The sequence below is a fragment of the Sphingomonas liriopis genome (assembly GCF_024211255.1).
Lineage (GTDB): Bacteria > Pseudomonadota > Alphaproteobacteria > Sphingomonadales > Sphingomonadaceae > Sphingomonas > Sphingomonas liriopis.
This window is the reverse complement of record NZ_JAMLDY010000009.1, coordinates 18,052-35,273: the sequence shown is the minus strand read 5'-3', so window position 1 is coordinate 35,273 and position 17,222 is coordinate 18,052. Positions and strand designations below refer to the sequence as shown.

Annotated in this window: 18 protein-coding genes; 10 read left to right on the top strand and 8 right to left on the bottom strand. The window is 69.3% G+C overall.

Going from position 1 to position 17,222, the window contains the following annotated elements:
* Positions 1 to 10: 10 nt before the first annotated feature.
* Entirely contained in the window at positions 11 to 247 is a 237-nt protein-coding gene (locus M9979_RS08805) for a hypothetical protein (protein WP_254288985.1), read from the bottom strand.
* Positions 247 to 1,611, bottom strand: a complete 1,365-nt coding sequence (gene argH / locus M9979_RS08800; protein WP_254289107.1) for an argininosuccinate lyase — start codon at positions 1,609 to 1,611, stop codon at positions 247 to 249. The genes M9979_RS08805 and argH overlap by 1 nt, the downstream gene beginning before the upstream one ends.
* 16 nt (positions 1,612 to 1,627) lie before the next feature.
* On the opposite strand from argH, the gene M9979_RS08795 reads away from it, so the two are divergent.
* Entirely contained in the window at positions 1,628 to 2,212 is a 585-nt protein-coding gene (locus M9979_RS08795; protein ID WP_254288984.1) for a TlpA family protein disulfide reductase, read from the top strand.
* A gap of 119 nt (positions 2,213 to 2,331) precedes the next feature.
* Here M9979_RS08795 and M9979_RS08790 read toward each other — a convergent pair whose 3' ends face one another.
* Both M9979_RS08790 and M9979_RS08785 read right to left on the bottom strand, forming a co-directional pair.
* On the bottom strand, positions 2,332 to 3,120 hold the full coding sequence (locus M9979_RS08790) for a DUF429 domain-containing protein (protein WP_254288983.1): 789 nt from the start codon (positions 3,118 to 3,120) through the stop codon (positions 2,332 to 2,334).
* A gap of 15 nt (positions 3,121 to 3,135) precedes the next feature.
* Positions 3,136 to 4,014: a LysR family transcriptional regulator gene (locus M9979_RS08785; RefSeq protein ID WP_254288982.1), complete on the bottom strand. Its 879-nt coding sequence runs from the start codon at positions 4,012 to 4,014 to the stop codon at positions 3,136 to 3,138.
* A gap of 120 nt (positions 4,015 to 4,134) precedes the next feature.
* On the opposite strand from M9979_RS08785, the gene M9979_RS08780 reads away from it, so the two are divergent.
* From M9979_RS08780 to M9979_RS08765, 4 genes are read left to right on the top strand one after another with little or no spacing between them, the layout of a single operon-like run.
* The gene (locus M9979_RS08780) at positions 4,135 to 5,295 is read left to right on the top strand and encodes an acyl-CoA dehydrogenase family protein (RefSeq protein WP_422921857.1); all 1,161 of its coding nucleotides are present in this window, start codon (positions 4,135 to 4,137) and stop codon (positions 5,293 to 5,295) included.
* A gap of 9 nt (positions 5,296 to 5,304) precedes the next feature.
* Positions 5,305 to 6,900 (top strand): carboxyl transferase domain-containing protein, encoded by a 1,596-nt coding sequence (locus tag M9979_RS08775; protein WP_254288980.1) that lies wholly within the window; start codon positions 5,305 to 5,307, stop codon positions 6,898 to 6,900.
* A gap of 52 nt (positions 6,901 to 6,952) precedes the next feature.
* A complete protein-coding gene (locus M9979_RS08770) occupies positions 6,953 to 8,818 on the top strand; it encodes an acetyl/propionyl/methylcrotonyl-CoA carboxylase subunit alpha (protein ID WP_254288979.1) in 1,866 nt (621 codons plus the stop codon).
* Positions 8,818 to 9,270 carry a MaoC family dehydratase gene (locus M9979_RS08765; protein WP_254289106.1) on the top strand — a complete coding sequence of 151 codons (453 nt, stop codon included), beginning with the start codon at positions 8,818 to 8,820 and terminating at the stop codon, positions 9,268 to 9,270. Before M9979_RS08770 ends, M9979_RS08765 begins: the two co-directional genes overlap by 1 nt.
* Before the next feature lie 111 nt (positions 9,271 to 9,381).
* On the opposite strand, the gene M9979_RS08760 is transcribed toward M9979_RS08765, so the two are convergent.
* Together M9979_RS08760 and M9979_RS08755 are read right to left on the bottom strand one after the other, a co-directional pair.
* A complete protein-coding gene (locus M9979_RS08760) occupies positions 9,382 to 10,674 on the bottom strand; it encodes an MFS transporter (RefSeq protein ID WP_254288978.1) in 1,293 nt (430 codons plus the stop codon).
* Between the two features lie 5 nt (positions 10,675 to 10,679).
* Positions 10,680 to 11,018 (bottom strand): antibiotic biosynthesis monooxygenase family protein, encoded by a 339-nt coding sequence (locus M9979_RS08755; RefSeq protein WP_254288977.1) that lies wholly within the window; start codon positions 11,016 to 11,018, stop codon positions 10,680 to 10,682.
* A 175-nt stretch (positions 11,019 to 11,193) separates the two neighbouring features.
* On the opposite strand from M9979_RS08755, the gene M9979_RS08750 reads away from it, so the two are divergent.
* Together M9979_RS08750 and M9979_RS08745 are read left to right on the top strand one after the other, a co-directional pair.
* Positions 11,194 to 11,805, top strand: a complete 612-nt coding sequence (locus M9979_RS08750; RefSeq protein ID WP_254288976.1) for a class I SAM-dependent methyltransferase — start codon at positions 11,194 to 11,196, stop codon at positions 11,803 to 11,805.
* Positions 11,806 to 11,894: 89 nt separating this feature from the next.
* Complete coding sequence (locus tag M9979_RS08745) at positions 11,895 to 12,380, top strand: MarR family winged helix-turn-helix transcriptional regulator (protein ID WP_254288975.1); 486 nt, start codon at positions 11,895 to 11,897, stop codon at positions 12,378 to 12,380.
* 230 nt (positions 12,381 to 12,610) lie between these two features.
* Here the strand turns inward: M9979_RS08745 and M9979_RS08740 are convergent, their stop codons facing one another.
* Positions 12,611 to 13,786 carry a phospholipase D-like domain-containing protein gene (locus tag M9979_RS08740; protein WP_254288974.1) on the bottom strand — a complete coding sequence of 392 codons (1,176 nt, stop codon included), beginning with the start codon at positions 13,784 to 13,786 and terminating at the stop codon, positions 12,611 to 12,613.
* 115 nt (positions 13,787 to 13,901) lie between these two features.
* Between M9979_RS08740 and rpoZ the strand changes: the two genes are divergently transcribed.
* On the top strand, positions 13,902 to 14,246 hold the full coding sequence (rpoZ, locus tag M9979_RS08735) for a DNA-directed RNA polymerase subunit omega (protein WP_254288973.1): 345 nt from the start codon (positions 13,902 to 13,904) through the stop codon (positions 14,244 to 14,246).
* 339 nt (positions 14,247 to 14,585) lie between these two features.
* On the opposite strand, the gene M9979_RS08730 is transcribed toward rpoZ, so the two are convergent.
* A complete protein-coding gene (locus M9979_RS08730; RefSeq protein WP_254288972.1) occupies positions 14,586 to 15,398 on the bottom strand; it encodes an inositol monophosphatase family protein in 813 nt (270 codons plus the stop codon).
* Between the two features lie 65 nt (positions 15,399 to 15,463).
* Here M9979_RS08730 and M9979_RS08725 point away from each other — a divergent pair, with 65 nt between their 5' ends.
* Entirely contained in the window at positions 15,464 to 15,991 is a 528-nt protein-coding gene (locus tag M9979_RS08725; RefSeq protein WP_254288971.1) for a peroxiredoxin, read from the top strand.
* Positions 15,992 to 16,054: 63 nt separating this feature from the next.
* Positions 16,055 to 17,119, top strand: a complete 1,065-nt coding sequence (locus tag M9979_RS08720; RefSeq protein ID WP_254288970.1) for a GGDEF domain-containing protein — start codon at positions 16,055 to 16,057, stop codon at positions 17,117 to 17,119.
* Positions 17,120 to 17,222 lie beyond the last annotated feature (103 nt).

Genomic DNA, 17,222 nt, shown 5'->3' with positions numbered 1-17,222 from the left:
CGGACTCGGATCAATTGGGGGGCAGGTCGAACTCGTCGCTGCGGCGCTGTTCGGAGCTTCTCAAAAGCTCGTCGCTGCGCTGCGGACGCTGTTGCGTGGTGGGGGTGAGCAGCTCGGCCGCGGTCGGCGTCGCCTTGGCGCCATAAGGCGGCGGCGGTAGCGACGCGCCCTCCGCCGGCTGCAGCTCCTTGGCGGCGCCGCAACCGCCGAGCATCAGCATCAGACCGAAGGCGATCGGGCGTTTCATCACAGGCTCTCCCGCGCGGCGGCGATCGCGGCGCGCACGTTGGCGGGCGCGGTGCCGCCGAAGCTCGTCCGGCTGGCGACCGAGGCATCGACCGACAGCACGTCGTACAGGCTTTCGTTCACCCGCGCATCGATCGCCTGAAACTCCGCATAGGGCAATTCGTCGAGCCGCACGCCCAGCTCCTCGGCGCGCTTCACCGCGCGCCCGGTGACGTGATGCGCCTCGCGGAACGGCAGCCCCGCCTCGCGCACCAGCCAGTCGGCGAAATCGGTTGCGGTGGCGAAGCCGCTTTCGGCGAGCCCCCGCATCCGGTCGGTGCGGAACGTCGCGCTCTGGATCATGCCCGTCATCGCGGCGATGCTTAAGCCCAGCAGGTCGTGCGCTTCGAACACCGGCGGCTTGTCGTCCTGCATGTCCTTCGAATAGGCGAGCGGCAGGCCCTTCATCGTCACCATCAGGCCGGTCATGCAGCCGAGGATTCGTCCCGAATGGCCGCGCACCAGCTCGGCGGCATCGGGATTGCGCTTCTGCGGCATGATCGAGCTGCCCGTCGACCATTGGTCGGACAGCGCGACGAAGCCGAACGGCTGCGACGCCCACAGCACGAACTCCTCGGCGAGGCGGCTGAGGTGCAGCGCGGTCTGCGTCGCCGCGGTCAGGTAATCGAGCGCGAAGTCGCGGTCGCTGACCGCATCGAGGCTGTTGCGCGTCGGCCCGTCGAATCCGAGCGCCCGCGCGGTCATCTGCCGGTCGAGCGGAAAGCTCGTCCCCGCCAGCGCCGCCGACCCCAAGGGACACAGGTTCATCCGCGCGCGCGCATCGCGGAACCGCGATACGTCGCGCGCGACCATCTCGACATAGGCCATCAGGTGATGGCCGAGCGTCACCGGCTGCGCCGACTGCAGATGCGTGAAGCCCGGCATCACCGCATCGGCATGCTCCTCCGCCCGCGCCAGCAGCGCGCTCGTCAGCTCGGCCAAGGCGGCGAGCACTTGGTCGATCGCGTCGCGCACCCACAGCCGGAAATCGGTCGCGACCTGATCGTTGCGGCTGCGCGCGGTGTGCAGCCGTCCGGCGACCGGGCCGATTCCCTCGGCGAGCTTCGCCTCGGTCAGCATGTGGATGTCTTCGAGGACGAGGTCCTCGGGCACGCCGTTGGCGGCATAATCGGCGGCGACCGTGTCGAGCCCGGCGTCGATCGTCGCGGCATCCTCCGCCGACACGATGCCCTGTTGCGCCAGCATCGCGACATGCGCCTTCGATCCGGCGACGTCCTGTCGCCACATCCGCTTGTCGAACGGGATGGATGCGTTAATCTCGCGCATCACCGCCGCCGGACCTTCGGCGAACCGGCCGCCCCACATCGAATTGGAACCGCTCATGTCTTCAGGCCTGTCCCCGCGCGTCGGAATCGTCTGTCTCCTGGCGCTCACCGCCGCGGCTTGCGATAGGCAAAGCACGTCCCCCGGGCAAGCCAACACGGCCGCCGCCGCGTCCCCCGACGAAGCGGTCGCCTCCACCTCCGCCGCACAGGTCGGCGTCGATCGCAGCCACAAGGGCGAGGCGGCCCCCGCCACCCCCTTCAAGGACGCCGCCGGCAAGTCCGTCACGCTCGCCGCGTTCAAGGGCAAGCCGGTGCTGGTCAATCTGTGGGCGACGTGGTGCGGCCCCTGCGTCGCCGAACTGCCGACGCTGGAGGCGCTGGCGAAGCAGGGCACGATCCGCGTCGCCGCGATCAGCCAGGACACCGCCGCCGCGGCGAAGGTGCCCGCTTTCCTGAAGGAGCACGGCGCGCCGTCGCTGACGCCCTATCTCGACGACCAGATGGCGCTGTCGCTGGGCTGGAACGCCAATCTGCCGACGACGATCCTGTTCGATGCGGCGGGCAAGGAGGTGTGGCGCTGGAACGGCGGCAACGACTGGAACGGCGCCGCCGCGGCGAAGCTGATCGCCGAGGCGGCGTGACCGGCTGACACCCCCCGCCCCAACCGTTCGCCCTGAGCCTGTCGAAGGGCAGGTGAGACTCATCGTACTTCGACAGGCTCAGCACGAACGGGGATGGGCGGACAAGTATCACGTCACCCCTACCCCCGCGGCACCCAGATCGCCGAATCAGCGTCGCCATAGGCCTCCGCCTTCCCCGCCAGCGCGGTGACGCCGACCCACGCGCAGACGATCGCGTCGAGCATATCCTCATACGCCTTGCGCCCCACGCCGGTCGTCACCCCGGCCAGCGGCGGCAGCTGCTCCGCCACCCCGTCGAACCGCGTCGCGAGCAACCCGGCGATCCGCGCCCATTGCTCGCCCAGCAACCGCCGCCGCGCCGCCAGCGTCTCGCCCGGCCAGTATTTCGCGCTGCTCCCCGCCTTGTACGGCAGGCGCCGCGCCGCACCGGCAAGGACCACCAGCGCGGGGTGCGGATAGACCTCGATCAGTCCGCCGCCACGCGCATCGTCGGTGCGCAGCGGATAGCCCGCCGTGGCGAAACCGGCGCGCAGGCGGTCGCTCAATGCGCCGGGCCGCGCGGCGCTGGGCGAATGCGTCGCACAATGCCGCGCGCCGAAAGCCCGCGCGATCGCATTGTCGGAGGCGCGCCGCGCGACGATCGGCGTGTGGGCCAGCGGCATGTCGATCGCGACGAGCCGCACCGGCTCCCCCGCCAGCGCCTGCGCCGCCGCCAGCAGCGCGGCGGCATCCGGCATCGTCCCCGTCGGCACGCCGTCCAGCCGCTCGCCCCGCGCCAGGGCGAGGAACTGCGCATAGGACGGCGCCACCGCCCGCAGCGTCCAGCGTTCACCGCGCCGGACGGCGAGCGCCACGCCGCTCGGCCGCCCCGCCGTCCACGCCGCATCGATGCCGAGCACGACGCTCATCGCATGGCACCCGCATCACGCCGCATGCAGGAACCCGTCGATCGACGCCTTCAGGATGCGCAGGATCGGCTGTTCGCCATGCCGATCGGCATGCGCGGCGTAGATCAGGCCGATATCGCGGGTAAATTCGAAATCGGCGAGCCGCGGGCGCGCGATGCCGGGCGCGCGATAGCCGTCGGGCATCACCGTCACGCCCAGCCCGGCGCGGACGTAATCGAGCGCACGCGTCTCGTCGTGCGTCCGCGCGAGGAACGACGGCCGCACCCCGCGCGCGGTGAAGAAACGGCTGGTCTCCGCCAGCAATTCGCACGACCGCCGCACGATCATCGGATTGTCAGCGAGCTCGCTCGCCGCGATCACCCCGCGAGAGGCGAGCGGGTGGTCGGTCGATACCGCCAGCGCATAGCCCTCCGTGAACAGGCGCTCGCGCGGCAGCCGGTCGTCGTCGGCGCGCAGGATGGTCAGCGCGACGTCGATACGGCCGCGCCCCAATTGCTCGGCGAGGTCGCGCTCGCGCCCCTCGACCAGCTCGACGCGGTGCGCGGGCCGCGCCGGCGCGGCGGCGATCAGGAAGCGTGCGATCCAGTCGGGCGGGATACTGGCGAGCACCCCCAGCCGCAACGTGGTGACCGCCGACGTCCCCTGGATCGCGCGCTCCGCCAGCGCGAACTCGACCTCGATCTTGCGTGCGTGTTCGGCGAGGCGCACGCCGGCCTCAGTCAGCGCGACGCGGCGGTTGGTACGGTTGAACAAGGTGCGGCCAAGCGCCGTTTCCAGCTTGACGATGCCGACCGAGAGCGTCGGCTGCGACACGTTGCACGCGGCCGCCGCCTTGGAGAAATTGCCCTGGTCGATCACGGCGAGGAAATAGCGCAGCAGGTAGCGATCGATCATAGGTCGTATCTATGGCAATCCTGCAATGCTTTCAATTTTCCATTGAAGGCGAACCCCGCTACGCTGGCCCGGATGACGGCGAGCTACGCCGCGACGATGTTTTGGAGAGTGGCCATGGACATGGACTTTGCGCTCGGCGAGATGGCCGATACGATCCGCGACAGCACCCGGCGCTTCGCCGCCGACCGGATCGCGCCGATCGCCGCCGCGGTCGATGCGGAGGATCGCTTCCCGCGCGAATTGTGGACGGAAATGGGCGACCTCGGCCTGCACGGCATCACCGTCGAGGAGGATTATGGCGGCCTCGGCCTCGGCTATGTCGAGCATGTCGTCGCGGTGGAGGAGGTCGCGCGCGCCAGCGCCTCGGTCGGGCTCAGCTACGGCGCGCATTCCAATCTGTGCGTCAACCAGCTGCGCCGCTGGGGCAATCCCGACCAGAAGGCGCAATATCTGCCCAAACTCGTCTCCGGCGAGCATGTCGGCAGCCTCGCCATGTCCGAAGCGGGCGCGGGGTCCGACGTCGTTTCGATGAAGCTGCGCGCCGACCGGGTCGAGGGCGGCTGGCGGCTCAACGGCACCAAATTCTGGATCACCAACGCGCCCTATGCCGACACGCTGATCGTCTATGCCAAGACCGCGCCCGACGCGGGATCGCGCGGCATCACCGCCTTCCTGATCGAAAAAGGCTTCGCTGGCTTTGCCATCGGGCAGAAGATCGACAAGCTCGGCATGCGCGGCTCGCAGACCGCGGAGCTGGTGTTCGACGATTGCTTCGTCCCCGACGCCAACGTCATGGGCGCGGTGAATGAGGGCGTGAAGGTCTTGATGAGCGGGCTCGACTACGAGCGCGTCGTCCTGTCGGGCATCCAGCTGGGCATCATGCAGGCGTGCATCGACACCGTCCTCCCCTACGTCCGCGAACGCCGCCAGTTCGGCAAGCCGATCGGCAGTTTCCAGCTGATCCAGGCCAAGGTCGCCGACATGTACGTCGCGCTCAACGCCTCGCGCGCCTATACCTATGCGGTGGCGCGCTCGGCGGATGCCGGGCGGACGACACGCTTCGACGCGGCGGGCGCGATCCTGCTGTCGTCGGAGAATGCGGTACGCGTCGCGGGCGAGGCGATCCAGGCGCTGGGCGGCGCGGGCTATACCAAGGACTGGCCGGTCGAGCGCTACTGGCGCGACGCCAAGCTGCTCGACATCGGTGCCGGCACCAACGAGGTGCGCCGGATGCTGATCGGGCGCGAGCTGATCGGCCACGACGCCCCCCGCGCCCAGTAAGGGACCGCCATGACCACCCTCCCCACGCTCGTCGATACCGGCAGCGACGCCTTCGCCGCCAATGCCGCCTTCCACGGCGCGCTCGCCGACACGCTGCGCGCCGACGTCGCGACGGTCGCGCTCGGCGGATCGGCGGCCGCGCGCGACCGCCATGTCGGCCGCGGCAAGCTGCTGCCACGCGATCGCGTCCACCGGCTGCTCGACCCGGGCTCGCCCTTCCTCGAACTGGGGCAGCTCGCCGCATGGGGGATGTACGACGGCGAGGCGCCGGGCGCCGGGATCATCACCGGCATCGGCCGGGTGTCGGGGCGGATGTGCATGATCGTATGCAACGACGCGACGATCAAGGGCGGCACCTATTTCCCGATGACCGTCAAGAAGCACCTGCGCGCGCAGGAGGTCGCCGAACAGAACCGGCTGCCGTGCATCTACCTCGTCGATTCAGGGGGCGCCAACCTGCCGCACCAGTCGGAGATCTTTCCCGACGCGCAGCATTTCGGCCGCATCTTCTACAATCAGGCGAACATGTCGGCGAAGGGGATCGCGCAGATCGCCTGCGTGATGGGCAGCTGCACCGCCGGCGGCGCCTATGTCCCCGCGATGTCGGACGAGACGGTCATCGTCCGCAACCAGGGCACGATCTTCCTCGCCGGCCCGCCGCTGGTCAAGGCGGCGACGGGCGAGGAGATCACCGCCGAGGAACTGGGCGGCGGCGACATGCACGCGCGCCGGTCGGGCGTCGTCGATCACCTCGCCGAGGACGATCTGGCGGCGCTGCTCAAGGTCCGCGAGATCGTCGCGACGCTCAATGCGGTGCCGCACATCGACATCGAAGTGACCGAGCCGCGCGCGCCGCTGTACGATCCGCAGGAATTGTACGGCATCGTGCCGCAGGACCTGCGTGCGTCCTATGACGTGCGCGAGGTGATCGCACGGATCGTCGACGGTTCCGACTTCCACGAATTCAAGCCGCTGTACGGCACGACGCTGGTCACCGGCTTCACCCGCATCTGGGGCATGCCGGTCGGCATCATCGCCAACAACGGCGTGCTCTTCTCCGAAGCCGCGCAGAAGGGCGCACATTTCATCGAACTCGCCTGCCAGCGCCGCATCCCCTTGCTGTTCCTCCAGAACATCTCGGGCTTCATGGTCGGCGGCAAATACGAAGCGGAGGGGATCGCCAAGCATGGCGCCAAGCTGGTCACCGCGGTCGCGACGGCGAGCGTGCCCAAGCTCACCGTGCTGATCGGCGGCAGCTTCGGTGCGGGCAATTACGGCATGTGCGGGCGCGCCTACGACCCGCGCTTCCTGTTCACCTGGCCCAACAGCCGCATCTCGGTGATGGGCGGCGAACAGGCGGCCTCGGTCCTCGCCACCGTCCACCGCGATGCCGCGCGCTGGACGCCGGAGGAGGCCGAAGCCTTCAAGGCGCCGATCCGCCAGCGCTACGACGAGGAGGGCAATCCGTGGAACGCCTCGGCGCGATTGTGGGACGACGGGATCATCGACCCCGCGCAGACCCGCGACGTGCTGGGCCTCGCGCTCGCCGCCTGCCTCAACGCCCCCATCCCCGAACGCCCCGCGTTCGGCGTGTTCCGGATGTAGGCCATGCCCCGATCGATACCGACCCGACCGACCGCGTGCAGGGAGTAGCGCCATGTTCAACCGGATCCTGATCGCCAACCGCGGCGAGATCGCGCGGCGGATCATGCGCACCGCGCGCGCCATGGGGATCGAGACCGTCGCGGTCCATTCCGACGTCGACGCCGCGATGCCCTTCGTCACCGAGGCCGATCACGCGGTCTGCATCGGCACCGCCGCCGCGCGCGATTCGTACCTGCGCCAGGACCGCATCCTCGAGGCGGCGCGCGCGAGCGGAGCGGAGGCGATTCACCCCGGCTACGGCTTCCTGTCCGAAAACGCCGGCTTCGCGCAGGCGGTGGCCGACGCCGGGCTCGCCTGGATCGGCCCGCGCCCGGCCAGCATCCTCGCCATGGGGCTGAAGGATGCGGCCAAGACGCTGATGCAGCAGGCCGGCGTCCCCGTGACGCCGGGCTATATCGGCGAGGACCAGTCCCCCGAACGCCTGCAGCATGAGGCGGATGGAATCGGCTATCCAGTGCTCATCAAGGCGGTGGCGGGCGGCGGCGGCAAGGGCATGCGCCGCGTCGACGACGCCGCCGCGTTCCGCGACGCGCTGCTGTCATGCCAGCGCGAGGCCGCCGCGTCGTTCGGCGACGACCGCGTGCTGATCGAAAAGTACATATTGTCCCCCCGCCATATCGAGGTGCAGGTCTTCGGCGACACGCACGGCACCGTCGTCCATCTGTTCGAGCGCGACTGTTCGCTGCAGCGTCGCCATCAGAAGGTGATCGAGGAAGCCCCCGCCCCCGGCATGGACGCCGCCACCCGCGCGGCGGTGTGCGCCGCCGCGGTCAAGGCGGCGAAGGCGGTCGACTACGTCGGTGCCGGCACGATCGAGTTCATCGCCGACGGCACCGAGGGCCTGCGCGCCGACCGCATCTGGTTCATGGAGATGAACACCCGGCTGCAGGTCGAGCATCCGGTGACCGAGGCGATCACCGGCCAGGACCTCGTCGAATGGCAGCTGCGTGTCGCCGCCGGCGAGCCGCTGCCGCTGACGCAGGATGCGCTGCGCATCACCGGCTGGGCGATGGAGGCGCGGCTCTATGCCGAAAATCCGGTGACGGGCTTCCTGCCCTCGACCGGGCCGCTCGACCGGCTGCGCTTTCCGGACGGGGTGCGCGTCGATGCCGGCGTCGAAGAGGGCGGCGAGGTCACGCCCTTCTATGATCCGATGATCGCCAAGCTCGTCGTCGCCGCCCCGACCCGCACCGCCGCCGCGCGGGCGCTGGCGAAGGCGTGTAGCGGCGTCGAGGTGTGGCCGGTGCGCACCAACGCCGGCTTCCTGACGCGCGCCGCCGCGCATCCCGACTTCGTCGCGGGCCGTGTCGATACCGGGTTCATCGAACGCCATGCCGATACGCTGATCCCGGACACCGAACCCGGCGACGCGGTCGCGGGCGCCGCCGCCGCGCTGCTGGCCGAGGCGACGGGGACGAACCCGTGGACCGCGCTCGCCGGGTTCCGCAGCAACGCCGACGCCGATGGCCGAGTGCTGCTCGACATCGGCGGCACGCGAGTGCTGGCCGAGGCGAAGGCCGATCCCCGCGCCCGCGCCGCGCGCATCGGCGACCAGCGCCTGCTGTTCGTCGACGGCGAGGCATGGCTGTTCGCCGCGCCGCGCTCGGGCGCCGACGGTGGCGCCGCCGCGGGCGACGGCAGCATCGTCGCGCCGATGCCGGGCCGGATCGTATCGGTCGACGTCGCCGACGGCGACACGGTGACCAGGGGCCAGCGGCTGATCGTGCTGGAGGCGATGAAGATGGAACAGGCGCTGCTCGCCCCTTTCGACGGTATCGTATCGGCGCTGAAGGCGACCGATGGCGCACAGGTTGCCGAGGGCACGATGCTCGCGAGCATCGAACGGGAGGACGGATGATGGCGGGACGCTGGTTCGACGAATGGCAGGTCGGCGACACGATCGAGCATCCGATCCGCCGCACGGTGACCGAGACGGACAATCTGCTGTTCTCGACGATGACGCACAATCCGCAGCCGCTGCACCTCGATATCGAGGCGGCGAAGGCGAGCGGCTATGGCCAGATCCTGGTCAATTCGACCTTCACCTTCGCGCTGATGGTCGGGCTGTCGGTGGGCGAGACGACGCTGGGGACCTTGGTTGCCAACCTCGGCTTCGACAAGGTGGTGACCCCGAACCCGGTGTTCATCGGCGACACGATGCGCGCCACGACCGAGGTCCGCGACCTGCGCGAAAGCCGTTCGCGGCCCGGCACGGGGATCGTCGTGTTCGAACACCGCCTGTTCAACCAGCGCGACGAGATCGTCTGCCAGTGCCTGCGGAGCGGTCTGCTCAACAAACGGCCGGTGTAAGGTTGGAGCTGTGCACCCCTGCCCGTTCGTGCTGAGCCTGTCGAAGCACATTGAGTCTCACCTGCCCTTCGACAGGCTCAGGGCGAACGGATCGGGGTGGATCGAGCGAGCCTAACCCCGCTCGCGCAACGTCACCCAGGCATAGCCGAACAGAACGACCAGCGCCGCCGCCGCCGCGACGTAAGGCAGCGGCCGGGCGATCTCGTACAGGCCGACGCCGATCGACGGGCCAAGCACGAAGCTGGCGCCGTTGACGCTGGTCACCTTGCCCGCGACCGACCCCTGCGCCGCCGATCCGACCGCGAGGCTCGACCCCGCGGTGAAGCCGGGGCGGGTGAAGCCGAAGCCGAGATTGGCCAGCGCATAGGCTGTGGCGATGCCGTACAGCGAGGTGGCGAGCCCGGTCAGCAGCACGCCGGCGGCGGCGAGCACCAGCCCGACCAGCACCAGCCGCCGCGGGCTGAGCCCGAGCAGCGGGATCACCCCCCATTGCACCAGCAGCGCGGCGCCAGCGCCCATCATCAGCACGATGCCGGTCGGCTCCAGCGCCAGCGCCGGCGCGATCCCCAGCCGGTCGATGACGAGGAAGCCGATCGCCTGGCTGGTCATCGCCTGCGCATGGCCCATGACGAGGCCGGCGATCATCCAGCCACGCACGCGCGCATCGAGATAGCCGACATGCTCGACATGCGGCTGCGTCGCCGCCGCGACGGTCGCACCGGTCGGCGCGCCGCCGATCGAGGGATAGGCCGAAGACGTGCCGTGCCCGTCATGCCGGCCATGGCGATCGTCGGGCAGCATCGTCAGCACCGTGATACCGACGCCGACCCCGAACAGCGCGAAGACGAAGGCGGGGCCGGCGAGCCCGATCTCGACCCCGCCGATCCGGCCGAGCAACAGATAGGGCGCCACCGCCGGCCCCAGGATCGTGCCGAGCCCGAACGCGCTGGCGAGCAGCGTCAGCGCCCGCGTCCGCTCCTCGCGGCTGGTCTCGCCCGCGACCAGCGCTTGTACCGCGGGCGGCGCGGCCGAGCCGAACGTGCCGTAGATCAGCCGCCCGGCGATGAAGAGCCCGAACGCCGCGGTGCCGCCGATCCAGCCGTTGATCCCCGCGGTCAGGAACAGCCCGCACAGGCTCAGCGACACCGCGAAGCCGGTCACGCCGAGCAGGATCATCGCGCGCCGGCCATAGCGATCCGACCGGTTCGCCCAGAACGGCGCGGCGAGCACCCACAACAGCGCCGACAGCGAGAACGCCGCCGCCACCGCGCGATCCGCCACCCCCAGCGATCGCCCGAGCGCGGGCAGGATCGACTGCAACGCGGTATTGCCCGCCGCGATCGTCAGCATGACGAGGAACATCAGCGCGAACCGCCGGTCGAACCCGCCCGCGCGCGCCGGCATGCCCCTCACGCCCGGCACCATGCATAGTCGCGCACGACGGTACAGACGGTGACGCGATAGCGATCATACCACAGGCCGCGGCCACGCTCGCGGATGGCGGCATGATCGGGCTGGTCGCGCCATGCGATCGCCGCCGCCTCGTCCGCCCAATAGCTGATCGTGATCCCGGCCCCATCGGGCCCGCGGACGCTCTCGATCCCGCGATAGCCCGACTGGCGGGCGGCGAGCGCGTCCATCGCCGCTGCCGCGGCGTCGTAGCCCGCCGCATCGGCGCCGTTGCGCGTCGAGGCGAAGATCACCGCCACCTCGCCCGCCCGCCGCGGCCCGCCGTTCCCCTCGTCCATCCCCCCTCCTACCCCGGTCAGCGGACAGGGCAAGCGCCGGAGCCATCGCCGCGCTGCGACGAACCGCGCGGGGCGACGCAACCCTTGCGTCTTGAAACGCGTTCGGGAAACGTGGCACGGGGTGTCATCCGTGTGCGCCCACGCGGAACGATCACGCGATAACGACAGGAAGCCGATGCCCAGTTCGACCACCGCCGCCCGGCGCAATACCCGTCCTGCCGGCGTGCCGAGCCCGGTCGCGATGTTCTTCCAGGGGTTCCTGAAGCATCCGGTGATGGTCGGATCGATCATCCCCTCGTCCGACAAGTTGATCCGCAAGATGCTGGGTCCGGTCGATTGGGCCGCCTGCAAGCTGTTCGTCGAGTACGGCCCCGGCGTCGGCACCTTCTGCCGCCCGATCCTCGAACGGATGGCGCCCGACGCGACGCTGATCGCGATCGACACCAATGCGGACTTCATCCGCTACCTTGACCATACGATCACCGATTCGCGCTTCGTCGCGGTCGAGGGGTCGGCGGCGGACGTCGAGCGGATCGTGCGCGATCACGGCCACGACCATGCCGATTACGTCCTGTCCGGCCTGCCCTTCTCGACCTTGCCCGCCGGGATCGGCCCGGCGATCGCCGCGGCGACGCATCGCGTCATCCGTCCCGGCGGCGCCTTCCTCGTCTATCAATTCTCGCCCAAGGTGAAGGACTTCCTCACCCCCCATTTCGACACGATCGACCACGATATGGAATGGTGGAACGTTCCGCCTGCGCAACTATATTGGGCGTGGAAGGATTGATCGTCACAATGCCGTTTCGCGACACGATCGATCAGATCGGCGGCTCCGCATGCTTTTCATTTATCTGGGGTTAAGCTAGCGCGTCCATTATGGATGCGCCCAAACCCTCGCCCGCGTTGTTCCTGCACGACGCCGCGATCCGGCGCGGCATGGAATTGATGATCTTCGCCCAGTCGCGTTTCGTGCGCAGCGCGGACGACAAACTGGCCGAAATCGGCCTCGGCCGTGCCCACCATCGCGCCATGTACTTCATCGGCAGAAAGCCCGACATCACCGTCGGCGAGTTGCTGAGCCTGCTCGGCGTCACCAAACAGTCGCTCGGCCGGGTGATGAAAGATCTGGTCGATCGCGACCTCGTCGGGCTGCGCCACGGCGACCTCGACCGCCGCCACCGCCTGTTGCGCCTCACCGCTGCGGGCACCGCGCTGGAATCGGCCTTGTACGAGGAACAGCGCGACAAGATGGCCAGCGCCTATTCGCAGGCGGGGCAGGACGCCGTCGCCGGCTATTGGACGGTGCTGGAGGCTTTGATCCCCGCCGCCGCGCGCGTCCACGTCGACGCGCTGGGACGCTGACGGGACGATCACCAGCCCGACCGAACGGAAAAAGGATCGTGTTCGCGCAGAGGCGCGGACGACGCAGAGATGTCGCACCTGCCGCGCCAGCGGCACTCCCTCAAGCCTCGGGAATGACAGGGCCACGTTGCTCCACGCGATACACCGCCGCGCCCTCCGCGCCTCCGCGCGAACCATTCTTCTCTTCCGGATCGCCCCCACGCCGAATATCGATCCGACCGAGCCGCACGTCACCCCTCGTCGTCGATGCCGAAATTCAGCCCGCGCGAGACGTTGGGATCGACCACCGCGATCATCACATAGGCGAAGAACTGCCGCATGCGCTGCACGACGCCGGTATGCGCCTTGTACCACGCCTTGGTGATCGGCTGCGATCGCGCGATCTCGCCGTCGACATAGGTGCGGACGTGGTCGGCGAAGGCGCGATCCTGGACGCGGAACATCAGCTCCAGGTTCACGAACAGGCTGCGCATGTCGAAATTGGCCGATCCGACATGGACCGCATCGTCGATCACGTACAATTTGGTGTGCAGCTTGGTCGGCTGGTATTCGAACACGGCGACGCCCTTGCGCAGCAGGCCGGCATAGGTGAAGCGCGCCGCCGCGATCGTCGCATTGTTGTCGGACTTGGCGGCGGTGACGACGCGCACCTTCGCCTTGCGACGCCCGGCATGATCGAGCCGGCGCAGGATCGTCGGCGACGGCGTGAAATAGGCGGCAATGATGTCGATCCGCTTGCCGCGGCGAAGGTCGTCGCGCACGGCGCGCGCCCAGGGCGACAGTTTCCGCGTCGGTCCGCCGATCAGCCAGCGCGTCGCGCCCCGGCTCTCGCTCCATTGCGCCAGCGCGCGATTGAGCGGGCGCACCCTGCCCTTCGGCTGCTGCACCCAGTCGTGCAGCGCATCGAAATAGCCGGCGAGCCGCCCCGCCGCCGGCCCTTCGATCAGCAGGCCGAGGTCGCGCCACGCGGCCTCGGCCGGGGAGCCGAAATAATCGTCCTCGACGTTGAAGCCGCCGATGATGATCCGCTGGTCCGGCGTATCCGCGTCGGCGAGCGCCAGCTTCTGGTGGTTGCGCAACAGATAGCGCCGGCCGAGTCGCGGCGAGAAGCGGCACACCGACACGCCGGCATCGCGCAGCGGCGCGTAGAAATCCTCGTCGGTCTCGCTGCCGAAGCCGTCGACGATCAGCGCGGTCGCCACGCCGCGCCGTGCGGCGGCGATCAGCGCGGCGTTGACGCGCCGGCCGGTCGCGTCGTCGGCGTAGATGTAATAGAGGATGCGCAGATCCGCGCGCGCGCCGTCGATCAGCGCCAGCAGCGCGTCGAGCCGCCGCGGCCCGGTGTCGAGCAGCGTCAGCCGGTTGCCGTCGACGGTGAAGGTCGGCTGGGGAGCGGGCACGTCCATCCCGCCTGCTGTGGGGACGGGCGGCGATGCGCACAAGCCGATTTTCTTGACTTCGCGGCCGCCGCCGCCTAGGTCCCCGCCTTCACTGCATCGGTATTTGCGAAGGAAAGCGTCCATGGCGCGCGTCACTGTCGAGGATTGCGTCGACAAGATCCCGAACCGCTTCGATCTGGTCCTGTTCGCCGCGCAGCGCGCGCGTCAGATCTCGGGCGGCGCGGAACTGCTGCTCGATCGCGACCGCGACAAAAACCCGGTCGTCGCGCTGCGTGAGATCGCCGACGAGCTGGTCCGCCCCGACAACCTCGAGGAAGCGGTGGTCAACAGCCTGCAGCGCGTCCAGATCGACGACGAGGACGAGGTCGACGCGGTCGGTTCGCTGTCGGCTTCGGCCGAAGCGCTGCGCCTGACCGCCGCCGCGCCGCCGCGCAACCAGAACCTGGGCGCCGATTACGACGGGTGATCGATCAGCGGATTAGCCACGCTAATCCGCGTCGCGGATCGATCTACGGCCAGCGGGCGGCACGCCCGACTGACGACGCGGCTTTGCCGCGTCGTTTGCGTTTGGGGGCTGCCCCGATCGGAATCGTCGTTCAGCGCCGATGGCAGCGTCCTGAAGAAGATTTGTTCACGCAGAGGCGCGGAGGACGCAGAGGCGTCGCGCTCGTCTCGTCCGCCACCCGTCATACCTGACGATGACAGGGCCATTCTGGCCCACGCAACACTCCTCCGCGCCTCCGCGTGAATCCTTCATCCCTGCGCGGATCGTCCCGACGCTGAATGATGACCCGACCCCAGGCCGTCAGTGGTCGTGCCCGTCCACCGTCGCGCGGATCGCCTCGAGCACGTCGTCGGTGCGTGCCGGATCGCCGATCGCCAGCACATGGCCGGCGCTGTCGGCGGTCAGCGGGTCGCCGTTCCAGTCGCACATCCGCCCGCCTGCGCCCTCGACCACTGGCACCAGCGCAGCGAAATCGTACAGCTGCAGCCCCGATTCGGCGACGATGTCGAGATGCCCGCTCGCCAGCAGCCCGTAATTGTAGCAGTCGCCGCCATAGACCGGCCCCTGCCGCGTGTGGCCGCCCGACGCCGCGGCGACCAGCGCCATGTAATGCGGCACGTCGTCTTGCGCGAACAGATGCGGGCTGGTGGTGGCGAGGACCGCGCCTTCCAGCTGCGCGCACGACCGGGTGCGCGCCGGCTTGCCGTTGAACGTCGTCGGCCGCCCGGCGACGCCGAGCCAGCGTTCGCGTTGCACCGGCTGGTCGATGATGCCGAGCAGCGGCCAGCCGTCCTCGACCAGCGCGATCAGCGTGCCGAAGATCGCGCGCCCGACGGTGAAGCTGCGCGTGCCGTCGATCGGGTCGAGCACCCATTGCCGCCCCGTCACCCCCGGCTTGGTGCCGTATTCCTCGCCGATCACGCCGTCGCCCGGCGCCTCGGCGTCGAGCAGCCGGCGCATCGCCGCCTCGGCCTCCCTGTCGGCGCGGGTGACCGGCGAATGATCGTCCTTCAGCTCGACGCCATGTTCGGCACGAAAATAGGGGCGGATCGCGGCGCCGGCGGCATCGGCGAGACGTTGGGCGAGCTGGATGTCGGCGGCGGTGATCGGCATGGCCGACGCCCTATCGCGCCCGCCCGCCCCGCGCTAGGGTACGGTAACTTCGAGAGGATTGTCCCATGCGCCTGTTCCCCGCCTTCGCCGCCGTCGCCCTGGTCGCTGCGCCCGCCACCGCCGGCCTCGTCGTCGGGGCCAAGGCGCCGACCTTCTCCACCCGCGGCGCGATCGCGGGCAAGGTCGTCGCCATCGACCTCGCGCAGCAGCTGAAGAAGGGGCCGGTCGTCCTCTATTTCTTCCCCGCCGCCTTCACCGGCGGTTGCAACGCCGAAGCGCATGCCTTCGCCGAGGCGATCCCCGATTTCCAGAAGGCCGGCGCGACGGTGATCGGCATGTCCGCCGACGACGTGCCGACGCTGCAGCGCTTCTCGGCCGAAAAGTGCGCGGGCAAGTTCGCCGTCGCCAGCGCCGGCCAGAATGTCATCAAGGGCTATGACGTCGCGCTGAATGCCGGCGGCCGCGCGCTGACCAAGCGGACCAGCTACGTCATCGGCCGCGACGGCCGCGTCGCGTTCGTGCATGACGACATGAACCCTGCGCAGCATGTCGCGCAGACGTTGGCGGCGGTGCAGAAATTGCACCATAATTGATCCGATCGCAACGCTCCGCTAACCAATCATGCCTAGAAACCCGGGGCACGAGAAAGGTGGGGCATGGGTGGGCCGTTCGCAGCAAGGAAGCACGAGAAGGGAGACCTGTTCTCCCGTATCGGTGCTTTTCTTGTCGAACAGGGCCTCAGTCCCGAGCCTGCGCACTACACATTCGCCTATGACATCCTCGCCAATCCCGACGGCGCGATCGCGCAGGCGGTCGCGCGGCTGACCGATGGCGGGTTCCGCCTCAGCCGTTCCGACATCGAGAAACTGGGGGGCACCGTCCATCTCGGCGCCACGACGACGCTTGCGGAGCCCCGCCGCACGTCGCGCGAGCGGCCCAGTGCGGCGGAGGACGAAGCGGCGAAGCTCGTCGAGGCGACGCAGGCGCAGGTCGATGGCTTCACCACGATGATGCGCGAGATGCAGGACGAGACCCGCGATTTCGGCCGCGACCTGGCGCAAAGCGCCGCGGCGATCGGCGCGTCCGACAGTGCCGACGCGGCGGCGGGCACGGGACTCGACGAGATCGCGCGCGTCGCCGGCACGATGCTGACCCGGATCCGCGATGCGGAGACGCGGCTGGCCCGCGCGACGCACGAAGCGGATACGCTGCGCGCCAAGCTCGCAGAAGCACACGACACCGCGCGGCGCGACGCGCTGACCGGCCTGCCCAATCGCCGCGCCTTCGACGAGGCCTTCGCCCAGCGCCGCGAACGCGACGGCCCCTTCTGCCTCGCGATCTGCGATATCGACCGGTTCAAGCGGATCAACGACGCGCACGGCCACCAGATCGGCGACCGCGTGCTGAGCGCGGTCGGCCGGGCCCTGGGCGAGGAATGCCGCGAGCATTTCGTCGTCCGTCACGGCGGCGAGGAATTCGCCGTCCTGCTCCACGGCATCACGCTGGCCGACGCGGCGATGCATCTGGACGGCGCCCGCAACGTGATCGCCAACAAGCGCTTCCGCCTGCGCGAGGGCGACCAGCCGCTGGGTCAGGTGACGCTGTCGATCGGCGTGACCGCGGTCCATGCCGACGAATTGATCGACGCCGCGTTCGAGCGTGCCGACCGTCTGCTCTATACCGCGAAGAGCGAAGGCCGCGATCGGGTATGTGCCGCCTGATCTTGGCGCGGAATACCCCGCCGATCTGGCGCGATTTGCCAACTCCTCGATCGGCAAAATGCCTTTAGCCCGCATTTCCGTGACTTAGATAAACTGGCACGGC